The organism is Blautia sp. 210820-DFI.6.14 (assembly GCF_020558815.1).
GTDB lineage: Bacteria > Bacillota > Clostridia > Lachnospirales > Lachnospiraceae > Blautia_A > Blautia_A obeum.
Map to the genome: position 1 here is coordinate 67,873 of NZ_JAJCKS010000012.1, position 16,856 is coordinate 84,728.

The following is a 16,856-nucleotide window of genomic DNA, read 5'->3' on the forward strand; positions in this document are numbered from 1 at the left end:
CCATTTTTTATAAATGATATCCATTCAGGCAATCACACCGTCAAACAATGAAAACTGATTAGACTGTGGAATATCTCCAAAGATTCCCAGATCATCCATCAGATCGATAACCGTCTTGCTGACCTTTGTCCGATCTCTGAAATCATCCTTCGACAGGAATTTTCCCTGTTTGGCAGCATCTACGACTGCCTCGGCAGCTTTATCCCCCATTCCGTCAATACAGTTCAATGCGGGCATCAGTTTGCCGTCAATGATCTGAAAACGATTTGCCTTGGCACGGTAAAGATCGATTGGCATGAACTCCAGACCTCGTGCATACATTTCCTGTACAATACGCATATCTTTGATCGTATCCTGTTCTTTCTTTGACGCTGCATCGCCCTTTTTGCGAAGTTCTGCAAGATAGAAATCTAACCTGTCACGTCCCATACACATCGTTTCATATGAAAAAGCCGTTGCACGGATACTGAAAAATGCCGCATAATATGCAAGGGGTTTAAATACTTTAAACCAGGCAATACGCCATGCCATCATAACGTATGCTGCTGCATGTGCCTTCGGGAACATATATTTAATCTTTTTACAGGACCAGATATACCACTCCGGAACATTGTGTTCACGCATGGTAGCTTCCCACTCTTCGCGCAGACCTTTTCCTTTACGTACAGCTTCCATGATCGTAAAGGCAAGGCTGCTTTCTACCCCCATGCTGATGAGATAGATCATAATATCATCTCGTGTACAGATTGCAGTAGAAATCGTTGCTTTTCCTTCTTCGATCAATGTCTGTGCATTTCCCAGCCATACGTCTGTACCATGAGACAATCCGGCAATACGTACCAGGTCAGAAAAATATTTCGGTTTCGTATCAATAAGCATCTGCATGGCAAAATCTGTACCAAACTCCGGTACACCCAGACATCCGAGCTTGCAGCCTCCAATATCCTCCGGTTTGATTCCCAATGCATCCGTACTTGCAAATAAAGACATAACTTCCTTGCTGTCCAAAGGAACATCACGGGCACTTAAGCCTGTCAGATCCTCCAGCATACGGATCATTGTCGGATCATCGTGTCCGAGAATATCCAGTTTCAAAAGGTTTCCATCAATAGAATGGTAATCAAAATGTGTTGTGATAATATCACTGTTCTCATCGTTTGCCGGATGTTGTACCGGCGTGAACTTTTCAATTTCCACACCCACTGGAAGGACAATGATTCCACCCGGATGCTGGCCGGTCGTTCGCCGGATACCGGTACATCCCTGCACAATACGGTTGATCTCACAATAACGTTTGTGCTGTCCCCGTTCCTCATAATAATTCTTCACATAACCAAATGCCGTCTTCTCCGCAAGTGTACCAATCGTTCCGGCCTTAAAGGTCTGCCCTTTGCCAAAGATAACCTCTGTATATCGATGTGCATTCGCCTGATACTCACCTGAAAAGTTAAGGTCAATATCCGGTTCCTTATCTCCCTTGAATCCAAGGAATGTTTCAAAAGGAATATCAAAGCCTTCCTTACTCATCTTAGCGCCACACTTCGGGCATACTTTATCCGGCATATCGCATCCGGCCATACCTCCGAATTTCTTGACTTCCGGCGAATCAAAGTCACTGTATTTACATTCCGGACACAAATAATGCGGTGGCAGAGGATTTACTTCTGTGATACCAGACATAGTTGCCGCCAGTGAAGAGCCTACTGATCCTCGCGAGCCAACCAGATAACCATCTTCATTAGATTTCCATACCAGTTTCTGCGCGATGATATACATAACAGCATATCCATTGGAAATAATAGAATGCAACTCCTTGTTCAAACGGTCTTCTACAATCTTTGGAAGATTTTTACCATACATCTCATGTGCACGGTTAAAACAGATATCTTTCAGATCCTGATCCGAATTTTCAATAACCGGTGGAAATTTATCCGGATGAATCGGAGAGATCTTCTCGATCATATCTGCAATCTTGTTGGTATTGGTAATAACCACTTCTTCTGCTTTTTCACTTCCCAGATAAGAAAATTCTTCCAACATCTCTTCTGTAGTGCGCAGATATAGAGGTGCCTGATTATCCGCATCTGAGAATCCGTTTCCGGCCATAATGATCCGGCGATAGATTTCATCCTGTGGATCCATAAAATGTACGTCACAGGTGGCAACAACCGGTTTCTTAAACTGATCTCCAAGTTTTACGATTTTCTTATTAAGTTCAATCAGATCCTCATTGGATTTCACACGATCATTTTTTTCATCTGCGATCATAAATGCATTATTTCCAAGTGGCTGAATTTCCAGATAATCATAAAAATTGACCAGTCTGGCAATTTCCGGTTCCGGTGCATTTCGAAGAAGTGCCTGATACAATTCGCCAGCTTCACAGGCACTTCCGATCAGAAGTCCCTCTCTGTGTTCCAGAAAAAGGCTCTTCGGTACACGTGGACGACGTCTGTAATATTTCAGATGTGACTGGCTGACCAGTTTATAGAGATTCACACGTCCGGTCTCATTTCTCGCCAAAATGATCGCATGATATGTCGGCAGCTTCTTAATTGTATTCACAGATACATTTCCCTGCTGGTTCAGCGTATCCATATCAAAAATGTCTCGTTCTTTTAACATTTCCACAAACCGTACAAAAATCTCAGCCGTACATGCTGCATCGTCCACTGCTCTGTGATGATGGTCCAGAGACACTCCGACAGCCTTGGCAACCGTATCCAGTTTGAATCGGTTCAGTGCCGGCAGAAGAAAACGTGCCATACCAACCGTATCCACATATGTATACTCCTGCGGCAGCCCCTGTCGTTTGCAGTTTTCTATAATAAAACTCATATCAAAGTCCGCATTATGGGCCACCATGACAGCTCCTGCACAAAATTCAAGGAACTGCGGAAGTATTGTCTGAATATCCGGTGCATCCATAACCATGGAATCATTAATACTTGTCAACTGTTCAATTCTGTATGGAATCGGTACCTTTGGATTCACAAACGTCGAAAAACGGTCTGTGATCACACCATTTTCGACTCTCACAGCACCAATCTCTATAATCTGACATGTAAGCGGAGAAAATCCTGTTGTCTCAATATCAAATACAACAAATTTACCATCAATCGGCTGTCCCTGACTGTTGGTAACAATGCCTTTCATATCATCAACAAGATATGCTTCCATACCATACAGGACTTTAAAATCTGAATCTTTCGGAACACATCCTCCCCATGCATCAAAACAGTGGTTTGCCTCCGGGAAAGCCTGTACAACACCATGGTCTGTAATTGCGATTGCCTTGTGCCCCCATTCGTAAGCTCGTTTTACCAGATCTTTTGCAGTCGTAACACCATCCATATCACTCATTTTGGTATGGCAGTGCAGTTCCACTCGCTTCTGTGGGCTGGTATCCATTCTGGTACTACGGAAATCTGCAATTTTCTTAATTCCAGATATTGATCCGATCGTCAACTCACTGTCAAATCGGTCAATCGTTGTTACCCCTTTAAATTTCAAAAAGGCACCTTTTTTGACAGATTCCGTAATCTCAGGTACCTGTTCATTTCTCAGAAACATTTTGATCACAATAGAATCAGTAAAATCTGTTACCGGAAATATCAGGATTGTTTTTTCATTACGGATCTCACGTGCTTCCACATCCATAACCTGTCCACGGATGATGACTTCTCCCATCTCACCGGTAATAGATTCCAGATCAATGGTATCTCCCTCAAAATCTCTTCCATAGATCACATCCGGATTACTGTCTTTGCGGAATCCTCCATGAAACTCTCCACGCTGGCTTTTCTTCTCAAATGTTTTTGGTTTCTGTTCTGTTTTATTAGTCTTCGCTTCTGCTTTTTTGCCATCCTTTACTTCCGTTGCAGCCGTATCTTTCTCTTTCTCATCCTGCAGCGGCTCCGGTGTCAGTTTGGCATGTTTCAGCACATTCGCCACCTCCTGCCGGATCTGCAGCGCAGCATTTTTGCGATATTTGCTCTCTTCTGTCTCTATGAACTGCAGGTTGATCTTGAGATTCATCCCACATCGTTCACAAAAAACTTTTTCCAGATATTCCACCAGAATCCCGCTTTTTTCTCTGGATATCACAGAATCAGGTAAAGTCAGATTCATCTGCTCATCCGATGGAAAAGCAATCTGCGCACGCTTAAAAAGATTGTATTCAAGCATATTGAAGTTCTTCAGTTCCACTTCCATACTGGAACGATAAACTTCCAGAAAATTGGCCGGGGAATACTGTCTGGAAAGATGAAAACGTTCAATCACTGTTACCTGTATTTCAAGACCTGAAAAGCACTGTCGCTCAATCTGATCTTCCAGTGCCATAATATATTTCTTGTGGATCCAGCGTTCACTATGAATATAAACCCACAGTCTCGTCTTCGCTGGATTGCAGGAAACTTTTGATACAGTTACCATCTCCAGCCATTCATGCAGCTGGTCTTTTACTTTTAAATTGGGAAATACATCGAAAAATTCTTTCTCCACGCTCTATGCCTCTCTTATCCTTCCCAGTGAAGCAGTTCCTCTCTTAAAATATCCAGAAGCTGGTCTTCCGGTACTTTCTTCACGATCTCACCTTTTTTGATCAGCAGACCGACACCAACCCCTCCGGCAATCCCAATATCTGCTTCCTTTGCCTCACCAGGACCATTTACCACGCATCCCATAACAGCAACTTTAATGTCCAATGGGATATCCTGTACCATTGCCTCTACTTTATTTGCAAGCCCGATCAAATCAATACGTGTACGTCCACATGTCGGACAAGAAACAACTTCTACACCACCTTTACGCAACCCCAGTGTCTTAAGGATCCGTTTGGCAGATTTTATTTCTTCCAATGGCGCGCCCGTCAAAGAAACACGGATCGTATCTCCGATTCCCTGTGAAAGAATGATTCCAAGTCCTACGGCAGATTTGATATTTCCAGAATACAGAGTTCCCGCTTCTGTAATACCAACATGAAGCGGATGATCTGTTTTTTCTGCAATCAGCTCATGTGCTTTGGCACACATCATAACATCCGAAGATTTGATACTGATCACAAGATTGTCATACCCCATCTCTTCAATGATACGTACTTTATCCAGTGCACTCTCCACCAGTCCTTCTGCTGTTACACCATGGTATTTTTCTACCAGCTCTTTTTCCAGAGAACCACTGTTGACTCCTACACGGATTGGTATATTTCGCTCTTTTGCAACATCCACAACTGCCTGAATACGGTCAGTACTTCCGATATTTCCAGGATTGATACGAATTTTATCTGCACCGTTTTCCATTGCGGCAATCGCCAGTCGATAATCAAAGTGAATATCTGCCACCAATGGAATGTGAATCTGCTTTTTGATTTCTTTCAGTGCCTGCGCAGCTTCCATAGTCGGCACTGCACAACGGATAATATCACATCCGGCTGCTTCCAGCTCCAGAATCTGGCGGACAGTTGCCTCCACATCTTCTGTCTTTGTATTCGTCATAGACTGAATCAGAATTGGATTACCTCCACCAATCTTTTTATTTCCTATCTGTACAACTTTTGTATGATCACGATACATGCTCTTCTCTCCTTTTTGACGAAAAAGCGGAGCTGTTATTTTCAAACAGCCCCTCTTGTATTTCAGTGCTGAATTTCCAACAGTTTAGCCTTCAGGTCATTTTCCATTCTGACCATTTCAGCTTCCGCTGCCTGGCGTTTTTCTCTGCCCTCTTTCTGAATCTTCATTACATCATCCAGCGTCTGAATCAGATCTGCATTGGTTTTCTGAAGTGTTTCCATATCCACAATACCACGTTCCGATTCTTTTGCTGTCTCTACCGATGCCATATGCAGTTTCTCTGCATTTTTTCGAAGGAGTTCATTTGTAAGATCCGATACCTGGCTCTGTGCCTGCGCCGCCTCTGTTGAATGTGCAATGCCAAGTGCCAGTACCATCTGGCTTTTCCAGAGTGGAATCGTATTGACCAGTGTAGTCTGAATCTTTTCTGCCATCATCGTATCATTATTCTGGACAAGGCGGATCTGTGGTGCTGTCTGCAGTGAGATCATTCTGGTAAGTTCCAGGTCATGAAGTTTTTTCTCAAAACGGGCACATTTACTGTCCAGATCCTTAGCCGCCTGCGCGTCCTCCGGGAGTCCGGTCATTTTCGCCTTTTCTTCCAGATCATGCAGTTTGCCGTTCCTGGTCTGTGCAAGCCTCTGTTTACCAGCCTGAATATACATGGAAAGCTCTTTAAAATACAGGAGATTCTGTTCATACATTTTGTCCATCATTGCAGAATCCTTGAGCAGACGAACCTGATGCTTTTCCAGTGCATCTGCAATCTTTTCTACATTTACTTCAGCCTTGTCATATCTGTTTTTCAAATTTTCTACTTTATTTGCCTGTTTTTTGAAAAATCCCAGAAAACCTTTTTCCTCTTCGGCATCAAATCCCTTCAGTTCTCCAACAACTCCTGAAAGAAGTTCTCCGACTTCACCAAGATCCTGTGCTCTTACGTTTTTCAGTGCTTCATCTGAAAAATCAGCCATCTTTTTCTGTGTCCCAGCGCCATACTGCATGACCTGTGTCAGATTCTCCACATCAATCTTAGATGCAAAATCGTCCACCATCTTCTGTTCTTCCGGTGTCAGTACTGTCTGTGCCATCTTCTGCTGGACCGGATTCATTTCCGGTGCAACTTCCATCAGTTGTCCTTGTACCTGCACTTCCGGCTCCTTCTTCACTTCCGGTGCAAAATCTGGTTCCAGTGTAAGTGACAGCATCCCTGTTTCTGCCTGTTTCATTTCATCACCCATATCGTTCTCCTTATCGTGTTCTGTGGCAAATGTATTTTATACTCGTTTTTTTATAATTGCTTCTTACTGAAATCATTTCCAGTCAGTCCTTCCTGTGCAAGCATCGTATGAAGCACAGATATATCACTGGAAACATCCCACGCGGTATCCTGAAAAACTGAATCCAGGAGTTTTGCAAATGCTTCATTTAAAGTATCCAGCGTATCTTCAATTTCTTTTTTGGATGAGCGGATCGTCTCTCCCTGAATTGGCTGTCTGTCCATTTCTTCATAAGCATCCAGAAGTTTCACTGTCATAGGTAGATAATAATCCATCATTTTTTTAAGGTCCGGGATAATTTCCGGATGCTCCTCTGCCCTCTGAAAAATCTGTTCTACAATCTGTTCCATGCGGGCAATTTTAGCCGAGATCTCTTCTCCCGGGATTGCATCATTACTTGCATGGATTTTTTGAATATATGCTTCACCTTTATCCAGAACTTCCTGTACTTCCGGACTGATCTGTTTCTGCTGCTCTGTTTCCTGCTGGCGTTTTCTGCATTCTTCTTCGTTTCGCTGCTCCAGTGCCTTCTGTGTCTCTGTATACTGTCGATATGTTTCTGTGCTCGTGATCAGGCATGTTTCCTTCTGATCTGTCTGTCCTTCCAGAAACCAGCCTTTCTGAATCATAAATCTGATATCTTTTTTTACAAATTTCACACTGCGGCCCACAGCCCCTGCCAGACGTTCAAAATCACAATACGTTCTGTCTCCAAGTGCCTGTACATATTTCTTGAAGCGTTTCAATCTGCCAAGTCCTGTACAGCCTCCATAGATCATCCCCACGCCTGCCAGTGTACCAATCAACGTCACTGCAGTCGAAGTGATACCGCCGTGACCTATTACAGCCTGCAGAATCTGCACTGTCAGAAGTCCTATTGCCATACTTCCGGAAAGAAGCCCACCGAATACGATCAGCAGAATATCTTTTACCTTTTCGCCTCCGGTATTTCCGTACAGTTCCGGATGAGTTTCCTGTATTTTCTGATTCATAACTTTGTGCTCAGTTTTTTTCTGAACCGTCGCAGGATGCTCTTTCTGATATTGTTTCAGTGTATTATTAACCATCTTCGTGATGGACTGATTCAGTTCCTGATAATTGCTTGTTTTTACAGCATTTTCTATTGTTGTCTGCACTTCGCGGACTTTTTGCTCCACAAAGCTGAAATCCGTTCCGTTATCGTAAGATTTTTTGTCCATTCCGTCCTCCTGTAAACTCTCTCTTATTATAACGAAATACAAACAAAAAAACAAGGCACAGGACATCTGCCTGTACCTTGTCTTATATCTGATACAATAAATCTTATTCGATAACTTTGATCCAGCCTTCCGGAGCTTCGATGCGTCCCATCTGGATGCCGGTAAGTGTCTCGTAAAGTTTCTTTGTTGTCGGTCCCATTTCTTCCATTCCGCTTGAGAAGCAGATTTCTTTGCCATGGTCTACGATCTTGCCAACTGGTGAGATAACAGCTGCGGTTCCGCAGAGTCCACATTCTGCAAAGTCTTTTACTTCGTCCAGATATACTTCTCGTTCTTCTACCTTCAGTCCAAGATAATGCTCTGCAACATAGATCAGAGAACGACGTGTGATAGATGGAAGAATACTGTTGGACTTCGGTGTAACAACGGTATTATCCTTTGTGACAAAGATAAAGTTCGCTCCACCTGTCTCCTCTACTTTTGTTCTTGTAGCAGAATCCAGATACATGTTTTCATCATATCCCTGACGATGCGCATCCATGATAGCATGAAGACTCATTGCATAGTTCAGACCAGCCTTGATATGACCTGTTCCATGCGGTGCAGCACGGTCAAAGTCTGTGACACGGATCGTAATCGGTTTTGCGCCACCTTTGAAGTACGGTCCAACCGGTGTAGTCAGAATACGGAACTGGTACTCGTCAGCCGGTTTAACACCGATAACAGGGTTACTTCCAAACATATACGGACGTACATACAGAGTTGCACCAGAGCCATATGGTGGTACATATGCTTCATTTGCCTTGATCGTCTGTACAACAGCCTCTACAAAACGGTCTTCCGGGAATACCGGCATTTCCAGTCTTCTTGCAGAATTTGCAAGACGCTCAGCATTGAGATCCGGGCGGAAAGTAACAATATGTCCGTCTTCTGTTGTATAAGCTTTCATTCCTTCAAATACAGTCTGTGCATACTGGAATACACAGGCACATTCATTCAGTGTAACATTCGGGTCTGTAGTCAGCTGTCCTTCATCCCATTTACCATCTTTGAAATTGGCAACATAACGATAATCTGTCGGAATATAACCGAATCCGATGCTACCCCAGTCAATGTTCTTTTTTTCCATAATATATCTTCCTCCAGTCATATGGATTTCTTTTCCAGTTACCCTTCTCAGTAACTCTTTTCATCCATTTTAGCACTTTATCGCGGTGACTTCAATGCAAAATTTGCAGAGAAAATATTTATTTTATCCTTTCATATTTCATAAAAGAATACTCCAGATCAAAATATGTCTGCTCATCGCTCTCCGCAGTTACTTTCCACTCCGGCATTTCATCCAGATTTGGGAAATAGCTGTCTGCCTCATATGCAAAATCAATTTTTGTCACATGTGCTGTATCACAGTAAGGCAAAAGCTGTTTGTATACACTGTCTCCACCAATACAGTATACTTCCTCTGACGGATATTTTTTTATTTCTTCCAGAAGTTCTTCTACAGTGTGGACAATGATCGCGTCTTTGACATTGTAATCTTTGTTTCCTGTCAGGACAATATTTGTTCTGTTCTTAAGAGGCAGCCCATTTGGAAAACTTTCCAGAGTCTTACGTCCCATAACAACAACTTTTCCAGTTGTTTCCTGGCGAAACATCTTCATATCTGCCGGAATACTTACAAGAAGCTTGTTATCTTTACCGATTGCCCAGTTCTTATCTACTGCTACTATAATATTCATACTTCATTACCCTCTTCTCTACAGCAATATATTTATTTTCAAACACATCAGATTGCGATCGGAATATTTTTGATCTGTGGCCATGTCTGATAATTTTCTACTATCAGATCATCCGTTGTAAACTCATAAAAATCCCTGATCTCCGGATTCAGTTTCACAGTTGGTGCCGGATACGGAGTACGACTGATCAGTTCTTTGATAACCGGTACGTGACGATCATAAATATGGCAGTCTGCAATCACATGTACAAGTTCACCTGCTTCCATGTCACATACCTGTGCGATCATCATCAGAAGGATTGAATACTGGCAGACGTTCCAGTTATTTGCAGCCAGAATATCCTGTGAACGCTGATTCAGGATTGCATTCAAAGTAAGCTTGTCTTTCCCCGGTTCCTTCGTCACATTAAACGTCATGGAATATGCACATGGATATAGATTCATCTCATGCAGATCCTGGTGTACATAAATATTCGTCATGATGCGACGGCTGTAGGGATTATTTTTCAAATCATATAATACACGGTCTACCTGATCCATCATCCCTTCTTTGTACTGATGTTTCACCCCCAGCTGATAACCATATGCCTTACCAATGGAACCATTCTCATCGGCCCAGCTGTCCCAGATATGACTGTGAAGATCTTTGATGTTATTTGATTTTTTCTGCCAGATCCAGAGTATCTCATCCATAGCACTTTTTAGTGCAGTTCTTCGAAGTGTCAGAGCCGGAAATTCTTTGCGAAGATCATAGCGATTCACTACTCCAAATCTCTTGATCGTGTAGGCCGATGTACCGTCTTCCCAGACTGGACGTACCTTTTCTCCTTCTGTACTGGTTCCATTTTCTATGACATCTCTGCACATATTAATAAACGTAACATCTGCTAAACTCATCTTTTTTGTTCCTCTCTTATCCCTTAGATTAATTCCTGTCTCCTACCTGTTCTTTAATCACTTTTGATGCAGGTTCATAATTGATATAAGTATAACATACCTTCCTCTCAGTTGACAATCTTTTCCCCCTTTGCTATATTTAAAGCAATGAAAATACTGATCACACTATTAAAACCATTATCTTTTATACCAGCTTTGCTTATGATGTATCTGATCTTTTCATTTTCAGCCCAGACCGGGGAGGTGTCCGGGGAATTAAGTTACAAGATCAGTTATAATATCGTAGAAACCAAAAGCGAGATCCTGCATGAAGGCAAAAGTTATGATGAGCTGAATTATGAGGCCAATTCCATTCAGTTTTATGTTCGGAAAGCAGCTCATATGACTGAATATTTTCTTCTTGCCGTGGCTGTTTCTTTCCCGCTTTATGTATATCGAGTGAGAGGGTTCTGGTTATTTCTCCTCGCCGGTATTTTCTGTGCAGGCTTCGCAGGGCTGGATGAATACCATCAATCTTTTGTTTCCGGACGAAGTCCTTCTGTCAGAGATGTCTGCATTGACAGTTCCGGAGCATTGATCGGAATCATTTTGGTTCAGCTTTTCTGCTGGTCTACCCTGCATAACCCTTCCGGCTCACACAAAAATAAGAAAAAAACACGCAAAAAGCGCCGCAGATAACATTCTGCGACGCTTTTTGAATACTTACTCCTCTGTTTTTTCTTCTGAAGCTATATCAGCCGTTTCTGACTCGTCCGGCTTCTCTGTTTTGTCTTCGCTCTCTGACTCTTCAAGACTTGAAGCCAGTCTCGCACGTTCCGCAATACTCATCGTTTTTTTCTCTGTCGTTTTCTCCGGCTCTGCCGCTTTTTCTTCTGCCCTGGCAGCTTCTTCCATCGCACGTTTTTCTTTATCTCGTTTGATAAAATTCTTACCACCAATAAAAAGCATTACCGCTCCCACGATCAGGAAACCGATTCCTGCCGCAAAAAAGCCCCAGCTGCCACCGTCAACTCCATCGATGACATTTTTACACAATCTGTACCCCGTATACAAAAGATAACATCCTGCCAGAATCATCAGTACATAGCTTCTGGTAGGTGTCGCATTCTGTGGGGTATTTTCCTGTGAAGTCTGCACTTCGTTCTCCTTCTTTTCAGGATTCTTATTCTGTTCTTCCATCCTGCCTCTCCTCTCACGCATTTATTCAACTATTTTAGAATTTTGGTCATTATCCTGCCGTTCTTCCTCTGCGTTCGCAATTTCATCAGTTTCCTTTTCTTCAGATGCTTTTGCGAGACGTCCATAAATCCTGGTCACTTCTCTCATATGATACAACGTTGTTTCCGAAATCTGATTTGCAGTAAGCCGCCATTTCCAGTTATCCCCGAATGTAGACGGAGCATTCATACGGGCTTCATTTCCAAGACACAAATAATCCTGAATCGGAATGACTGCAAGATCAGCTACACTTGAAAGTGCTGTACGTATCAGTGCCCATACACAGTCATTGACCGGCTGTTCATAACAGTTGATATATTCTCTGACAAATTTAAGATCATGTCCCTGCAGATTTTCCAACCAGCCTTTTGTGGTCTCATTATCATGTGTACCTGTATAAACTACACAGTTGTGATCATATTTGTATGGAAGATAGCTGCTATCTTCACTTCCATCAAACGCAAACTGAAGCACTTTCATTCCCGGATATCCGCTCTCTTTCAGCATTTCCAGAACACTTTCTGTCAGGAAACCAAGATCTTCTGCGATCACTCGGAGGTCTTTGATTTTTTTATCAAGTGTATGGAACAGATCCATTCCCGGACCCTTTTCCCATTTTCCCCTCTCAGCAGTTTTGTCCCCATACGGAATAGCATAATACTCATCAAATCCACGGAAATGATCGATTCTGACTACATCATAAAGTTCCAGGCAGTGTGTCATTCGCTGCACCCACCAGCCATAACCGTCTTTCTTAAGTGCCTTCCAGTCATACAATGGATTTCCCCACAGCTGTCCGGTTGCTGAAAAAGCATCTGGAGGGCATCCTGCAACTGCCTTTGGATCATAATCTTCGTCAAACTGTAGCATTTCCGGATTTGCCCATGCGTCAGAGCTGTCCAGAGCCACATAGATTGGCACATCTCCAATGATACTGATGTCTTTCTTATTTGCATATGCTTTCAGTTTTCTCCACTGTGTGGTAAAACAATATTGCTGGAAACGATAAAATTCTATTTCTTCTGCCAGCTCTTTCTCTGCCTCTTTTACTGCCTTTGAATGACGATCCTTTAATTCTTCCGGCCAGTCAATCCAGCAGATTCCCTTCTGATCATTCTTGATTGCCATAAACAGACAATAATCCTGCAGCCAGTCTTTTTCTTCTTTCAAAAATTCCGCATAATCCGGGTCTGTCTTCAGATCTGCCTTTTCATATGCTTTGCGGAGCAGTTTATATCTGGAAAGATATATTTTTTCATAATCAACATAAGATTCACTGCCACCCCAGTCACAGGCCTCACATTCTTCTTTGGTCAGGAGTTCTTTTTTGATCAGTTCCTCCAGATCAATAAAATACGGATTCCCTGCAAATGTAGAAACAGACTGATACGGAGAATCTCCATACCCTGTCGGTCCCAGTGGAAGTATCTGCCAGTACTGCTGTCCTGCTTTTTCAAGCTGATCTACAAAATCATAGGCTTCCTTTGAAAAACATCCGATTCCATACTTTGACGGAATACTGGATATCCCCATCAAAATGCCGCTTGCTCTCATTTTATCTCCTCCAAATCTGGTAATTTTTCACAAAAAAGATTATATCAGATTTGATACATTTTTAAAATCCCTTTTTCTTCATATATACAAATACATCGTGCCAGACTTTTTCTTTTCCTTTTTCATTCAAAATTTCATGGCGCATTCCCGGATATAATTTCCCCTTCACGTCAAGATAACCGGCTCTTCGCATGGCATGGACCGCTCCTGCAAATTTCCGTACATTTCCAAGGCACGGATCTTCCGCCCCACTGATAAACAATACAGGCATCTTTGGTCTGGTACAGGTCCATCTATGTACGTCATATGCTTTTTTCATCAGATCAAACAGTGCTATGTATGCATCATCTGTAAAAGTAAATCCACACAGATCAGACTTTGTATAAGCCTCATAAACTGCCGGATCAGAACATATCCATGCATTTTTGTTTTTCTCATCCTTAAATTTCAATGCATAAGTTCCAAAAGACATGGTTTCCAGAATTTTACTCTTATGATGTGAGCCCAGTAGTTTTCCCTGTACCTTCGCAATTGCTTTTCCAAGAGGTCTTGCTTTATTTTCACTTGGTGAACCACAGACGATCAGCATATTCATACAGTCGTCATGTTTTGCAGCAAATGCTCTTACTGCAAGTGACCCCATGCTGTGCCCGAACAAAATCAGCGGCAATTCCGGAAAATGGCGTCTGATTTCTTCATTCACCGTCAGGACGTCTTTCAGCATTGCATCTGCTCCGCCTCCGTACATATATCCCAGATCTTTTTTATCCGAAACACTTTTCCCATGTCCTCTGTGATCATGAATCACTGTTATATAACCTTTGTCTGTCAGATATTCCATAAATGGGATATACCGTTCTTTATGTTCACTCATTCCATGCACCAACTGAACGATTGCCCGTGGTTTTATCCCTGGTTCCGGCATCAGGCAAAGTACCGAAATCTCAAGTGTATCTGCCTCTGAAAGAAAACTTCCTTCATATTTTATCGCCATATTTTCCCTCCATCCGACCTTCGCTCTCCCCTCCTGAGCTACAGTCACTTCTCTTTTGTTTTTGCTTCTATTTTGTATTTCATTATAATCTCATTTTAGAGTCCGTAAATGACCTTGTCAAGTAACGTCGCCTTCTGCTATAATAAAAGAGTTAATGATAAGCATGCGTTTATTGCGCAACAATACGGTTACAATTTCAAACGTAACCAGGCAACTTCATAAGGAGGAAGTATGGATACTAATAATCAGGAAGTATATGAAGAACAATCCGCTGCTCCGAGACGTAAGAAAAAAAAGAAAAAGGGGTGGATCATTTTTCTGATCATCCTCATTCTTGCTGTCGCCGGCGGCACTGGATTTTATTTTATGCAACGCCAGAAACCAATTTCCGCAACAGAAGATTTTCTGGAAAATATGCGCGCCATGAACTTTGACGGAATGAAAAACCTTCTGCAGAGCAATGATATGTCTGCTCTTGACAATGCAGATATCACCAGTGATGCTTACTCTTCATTTTTCAAGAAGATCAATGAGAAGATGACCTACAAAATCGGCAAAACCAATTTTCATATTCAGAACGGCACTGCATCTGTAACTGTTCACATCAATTACATTGATGGTGCAGATATTTACAAAGAAACCATCTCAGAATTTCTGAAACAGATTGTTTCCACAGCATTTTCCGGCACGACTTTAACCGAAGAAGAAACACAGCAGAAACTAGCTTCACTTCTGGAGGAAAAGTCAGGTAGCGTAGAAGATAAATTCACATCCATCGACATCACTTATCCGTTAATAGAAGCAGATGGAAAATGGAAAATTGTTTCTCTGGATGCCGACACCGTAAAAGTTATGTCTGCGAACTTCACAAACGTTCAGGATGAGATCAATCAATCCCTGGCTGAAATGAACAATTCAGAAAACGCAGGTGTCGAAGCAACTGTCACACCAGCTGAAACTACCAGCATTGATATGGACAATGATCATTTCACACTTCGCCTGAAAGAATTTCGTGTCACACAGGCAATTGATGATTCTGACTGTCTGTTATTGTACTGTGACTATACAAACAACAGCAGTTCCTCATCCAGTGCATTAGTTGATGTTCAGCTTTCTGCAAAGCAGAATGGAGAAAAGCTTTCACCGGCTGTTCCAAAAGAAGATGAACCTGCGATTGACAATTATATTGCCGAAGTAGAACCAGGAAGTACAGTAACCGTCTGCTACGCATTCTCTCTGAATGATAAATCTGATGTTACTCTGGAAGCATCTGAGGCATTTGCTTTCGGTGGGGGCAATGTCACTTCACAGACAATTAAATTACAGTAAAAAAATATTCGCGACAGATCTGCTCTGCCGCGAATATTTTTTTATTATCCTGCCATACTAGCACTATGAAAGGATGGTGACTTATGGGAAATAAATTTTTACAATACTTTTCACTGACACTCACTGTAATCGGTGCCATCAACTGGGGGCTGATTGGTTTTTTCAACCTGAATCTTGTGGCTCTTCTTTTTGGAAGTATGAGTTTGCTTTCCAGAATCATCTATGGACTGGTCGGCCTTTGCGGGCTCTATCTGCTTTCTTTTTATGGTCTGGTTGAACAGGACAGAACTTCTTCCTGATCAGCATGCTTCCAGGGCTATCTTCATCATATTTTCAAAAGACTCCTGTCTCGCCAATGAAGATAATTCCTCATGTGTCACAAAAGAGTCTGAAATAGTCAGAAGACACGCCGCATTTTTGCCAAGAAGCTTCGCATTGTGAAACAGTGCGAAGCTTTCCATTTCCACACATTCACATTGGTGTTTCTTGATTATCTCTTTATAACCATCCACATTATCTTCTGTATAAAAAACATCAGAGGAATGAATACGCGCAGTCTTAAGCGGAATCTGCAAGCAATGCGCCACATCAAGGATTCTGGTATTCAGCGACTCAGATGGGTACAACACATCATCCATACACCCATTCTGCACTTTCGCAAAACTGGACTGACTCCACGCGCTGTCTGCAAGAACTACATCGTATACAGCAAGTCTGTCCGTATAAGCGCCTGCCGAACCAATACGGATGATATTGTCCACATCATAAAACTTATACAGTTCATAAGAATAAATACCGATAGACGGCATTCCCATTCCACTAGCCATAACCGTAAGTTCTTTTCCTTTATATGTTCCTGTATAAGCATATACATTCCTGACCTGGTTGACCAGTCTGGCATCCTCTAAAAAATGTTCTGCTACATATTTCGCACGGAGAGGATCTCCTGGCATCAGAACATTCTTAGCAATCTCACCTTTTTTCGCTTCAATGTGAGGGGTTGGTACTGGCATCTTTCATTCCTCCTTACTTTTTTATATAAAGAAAAAAAGGACTCTGAAAACTCAGAGT

14 protein-coding genes are annotated in these 16,856 nt (G+C 42.3%); 3 read left to right on the forward strand and 11 right to left on the reverse strand.

The features are described 5' to 3' along the window. Positions 1-24: 24 nt before the first annotated feature. From LI112_RS10380 to thyA, 7 genes are all read right to left on the reverse strand, one after another. Positions 25-4,506 carry a PolC-type DNA polymerase III gene (locus LI112_RS10380; protein ID WP_117738655.1) on the reverse strand — a complete coding sequence of 1,494 codons (4,482 nt, stop codon included), beginning with the start codon at positions 4,504-4,506 and terminating at the stop codon, positions 25-27. Between the two features lie 14 nt (positions 4,507-4,520). Then, positions 4,521-5,576, reverse strand: coding sequence for a flavodoxin-dependent (E)-4-hydroxy-3-methylbut-2-enyl-diphosphate synthase (gene ispG, locus LI112_RS10385; protein ID WP_117998373.1), 1,056 nt, complete (start codon positions 5,574-5,576; stop codon positions 4,521-4,523). A gap of 62 nt (positions 5,577-5,638) precedes the next feature. Further along, positions 5,639-6,817 (reverse strand): toxic anion resistance protein, encoded by a 1,179-nt coding sequence (locus tag LI112_RS10390; protein ID WP_227190672.1) that lies wholly within the window; start codon positions 6,815-6,817, stop codon positions 5,639-5,641. A 50-nt stretch (positions 6,818-6,867) separates the two neighbouring features. Next, positions 6,868-8,055: a 5-bromo-4-chloroindolyl phosphate hydrolysis family protein gene (locus LI112_RS10395; RefSeq protein WP_055056653.1), complete on the reverse strand. Its 1,188-nt coding sequence runs from the start codon at positions 8,053-8,055 to the stop codon at positions 6,868-6,870. Positions 8,056-8,158: 103 nt separating this feature from the next. After that, on the reverse strand, positions 8,159-9,184 hold the full coding sequence (locus LI112_RS10400; protein ID WP_227190673.1) for a branched-chain amino acid aminotransferase: 1,026 nt from the start codon (positions 9,182-9,184) through the stop codon (positions 8,159-8,161). A 118-nt stretch (positions 9,185-9,302) separates the two neighbouring features. Further along, on the reverse strand, positions 9,303-9,794 hold the full coding sequence (locus tag LI112_RS10405; RefSeq protein ID WP_005427260.1) for a dihydrofolate reductase: 492 nt from the start codon (positions 9,792-9,794) through the stop codon (positions 9,303-9,305). A gap of 47 nt (positions 9,795-9,841) precedes the next feature. Further along, positions 9,842-10,690 carry a thymidylate synthase gene (gene thyA / locus LI112_RS10410; RefSeq protein ID WP_005427259.1) on the reverse strand — a complete coding sequence of 283 codons (849 nt, stop codon included), beginning with the start codon at positions 10,688-10,690 and terminating at the stop codon, positions 9,842-9,844. Positions 10,691-10,837: 147 nt separating this feature from the next. Between thyA and LI112_RS10415 the strand changes: the two genes are divergently transcribed. Beyond that, a complete protein-coding gene (locus tag LI112_RS10415; protein ID WP_173898972.1) occupies positions 10,838-11,368 on the forward strand; it encodes a VanZ family protein in 531 nt (176 codons plus the stop codon). A gap of 24 nt (positions 11,369-11,392) precedes the next feature. Here the strand turns inward: LI112_RS10415 and LI112_RS10420 are convergent, their stop codons facing one another. From LI112_RS10420 to LI112_RS10430, 3 genes are all read right to left on the reverse strand, one after another. After that, positions 11,393-11,869 (reverse strand): DUF308 domain-containing protein, encoded by a 477-nt coding sequence (locus LI112_RS10420; RefSeq protein WP_117753985.1) that lies wholly within the window; start codon positions 11,867-11,869, stop codon positions 11,393-11,395. A 21-nt stretch (positions 11,870-11,890) separates the two neighbouring features. Continuing rightward, entirely contained in the window at positions 11,891-13,462 is a 1,572-nt protein-coding gene (gene malQ / locus LI112_RS10425; RefSeq protein WP_117998381.1) for a 4-alpha-glucanotransferase, read from the reverse strand. A 61-nt stretch (positions 13,463-13,523) separates the two neighbouring features. Then, on the reverse strand, positions 13,524-14,456 hold the full coding sequence (locus tag LI112_RS10430; RefSeq protein ID WP_005427254.1) for an alpha/beta fold hydrolase: 933 nt from the start codon (positions 14,454-14,456) through the stop codon (positions 13,524-13,526). Positions 14,457-14,687: 231 nt separating this feature from the next. Between LI112_RS10430 and LI112_RS10435 the strand changes: the two genes are divergently transcribed. Further along, positions 14,688-15,785, forward strand: a complete 1,098-nt coding sequence (locus tag LI112_RS10435; protein WP_005427252.1) for a DUF5067 domain-containing protein — start codon at positions 14,688-14,690, stop codon at positions 15,783-15,785. Between the two features lie 83 nt (positions 15,786-15,868). Continuing rightward, positions 15,869-16,084, forward strand: a complete 216-nt coding sequence (locus LI112_RS10440; RefSeq protein WP_005427251.1) for a DUF378 domain-containing protein — start codon at positions 15,869-15,871, stop codon at positions 16,082-16,084. On the opposite strand, the gene deoD is transcribed toward LI112_RS10440, so the two are convergent. Then, a complete protein-coding gene (deoD, locus tag LI112_RS10445) occupies positions 16,085-16,798 on the reverse strand; it encodes a purine-nucleoside phosphorylase (RefSeq protein ID WP_118051169.1) in 714 nt (237 codons plus the stop codon). Positions 16,799-16,856: the final 58 nt, after the last annotated feature.

Bases quoted from the DNA above. Each gene is read 5' to 3' on its own strand.
- LI112_RS10405 (WP_005427260.1), bottom strand. From the start codon at position 9,794: ATGAATATTATAGTAGCAGTAGATAAGAACTGGGCAATCGGTAAAGAT.
- LI112_RS10440 (WP_005427251.1), top strand. From the start codon at position 15,869: ATGGGAAATAAATTTTTACAATACTTTTCACTGACACTCACTGTAATC.
- LI112_RS10390 (WP_227190672.1), bottom strand. From the start codon at position 6,817: ATGGGTGATGAAATGAAACAGGCAGAAACAGGGATGCTGTCACTTACA.
- deoD (WP_118051169.1), bottom strand. From the start codon at position 16,798: ATGCCAGTACCAACCCCTCACATTGAAGCGAAAAAAGGTGAGATTGCT.
- LI112_RS10400 (WP_227190673.1), bottom strand. From the start codon at position 9,184: ATGGAAAAAAAGAACATTGACTGGGGTAGCATCGGATTCGGTTATATT.
- ispG (WP_117998373.1), bottom strand. From the start codon at position 5,576: ATGTATCGTGATCATACAAAAGTTGTACAGATAGGAAATAAAAAGATT.
- LI112_RS10435 (WP_005427252.1), top strand. From the start codon at position 14,688: ATGGATACTAATAATCAGGAAGTATATGAAGAACAATCCGCTGCTCCG.
- LI112_RS10420 (WP_117753985.1), bottom strand. From the start codon at position 11,869: ATGGAAGAACAGAATAAGAATCCTGAAAAGAAGGAGAACGAAGTGCAG.
- malQ (WP_117998381.1), bottom strand. From the start codon at position 13,462: ATGAGAGCAAGCGGCATTTTGATGGGGATATCCAGTATTCCGTCAAAG.
- LI112_RS10395 (WP_055056653.1), bottom strand. From the start codon at position 8,055: ATGGACAAAAAATCTTACGATAACGGAACGGATTTCAGCTTTGTGGAG.
- thyA (WP_005427259.1), bottom strand. From the start codon at position 10,690: ATGAGTTTAGCAGATGTTACGTTTATTAATATGTGCAGAGATGTCATA.
- LI112_RS10415 (WP_173898972.1), top strand. From the start codon at position 10,838: ATGAAAATACTGATCACACTATTAAAACCATTATCTTTTATACCAGCT.
- LI112_RS10430 (WP_005427254.1), bottom strand. From the start codon at position 14,456: ATGGCGATAAAATATGAAGGAAGTTTTCTTTCAGAGGCAGATACACTT.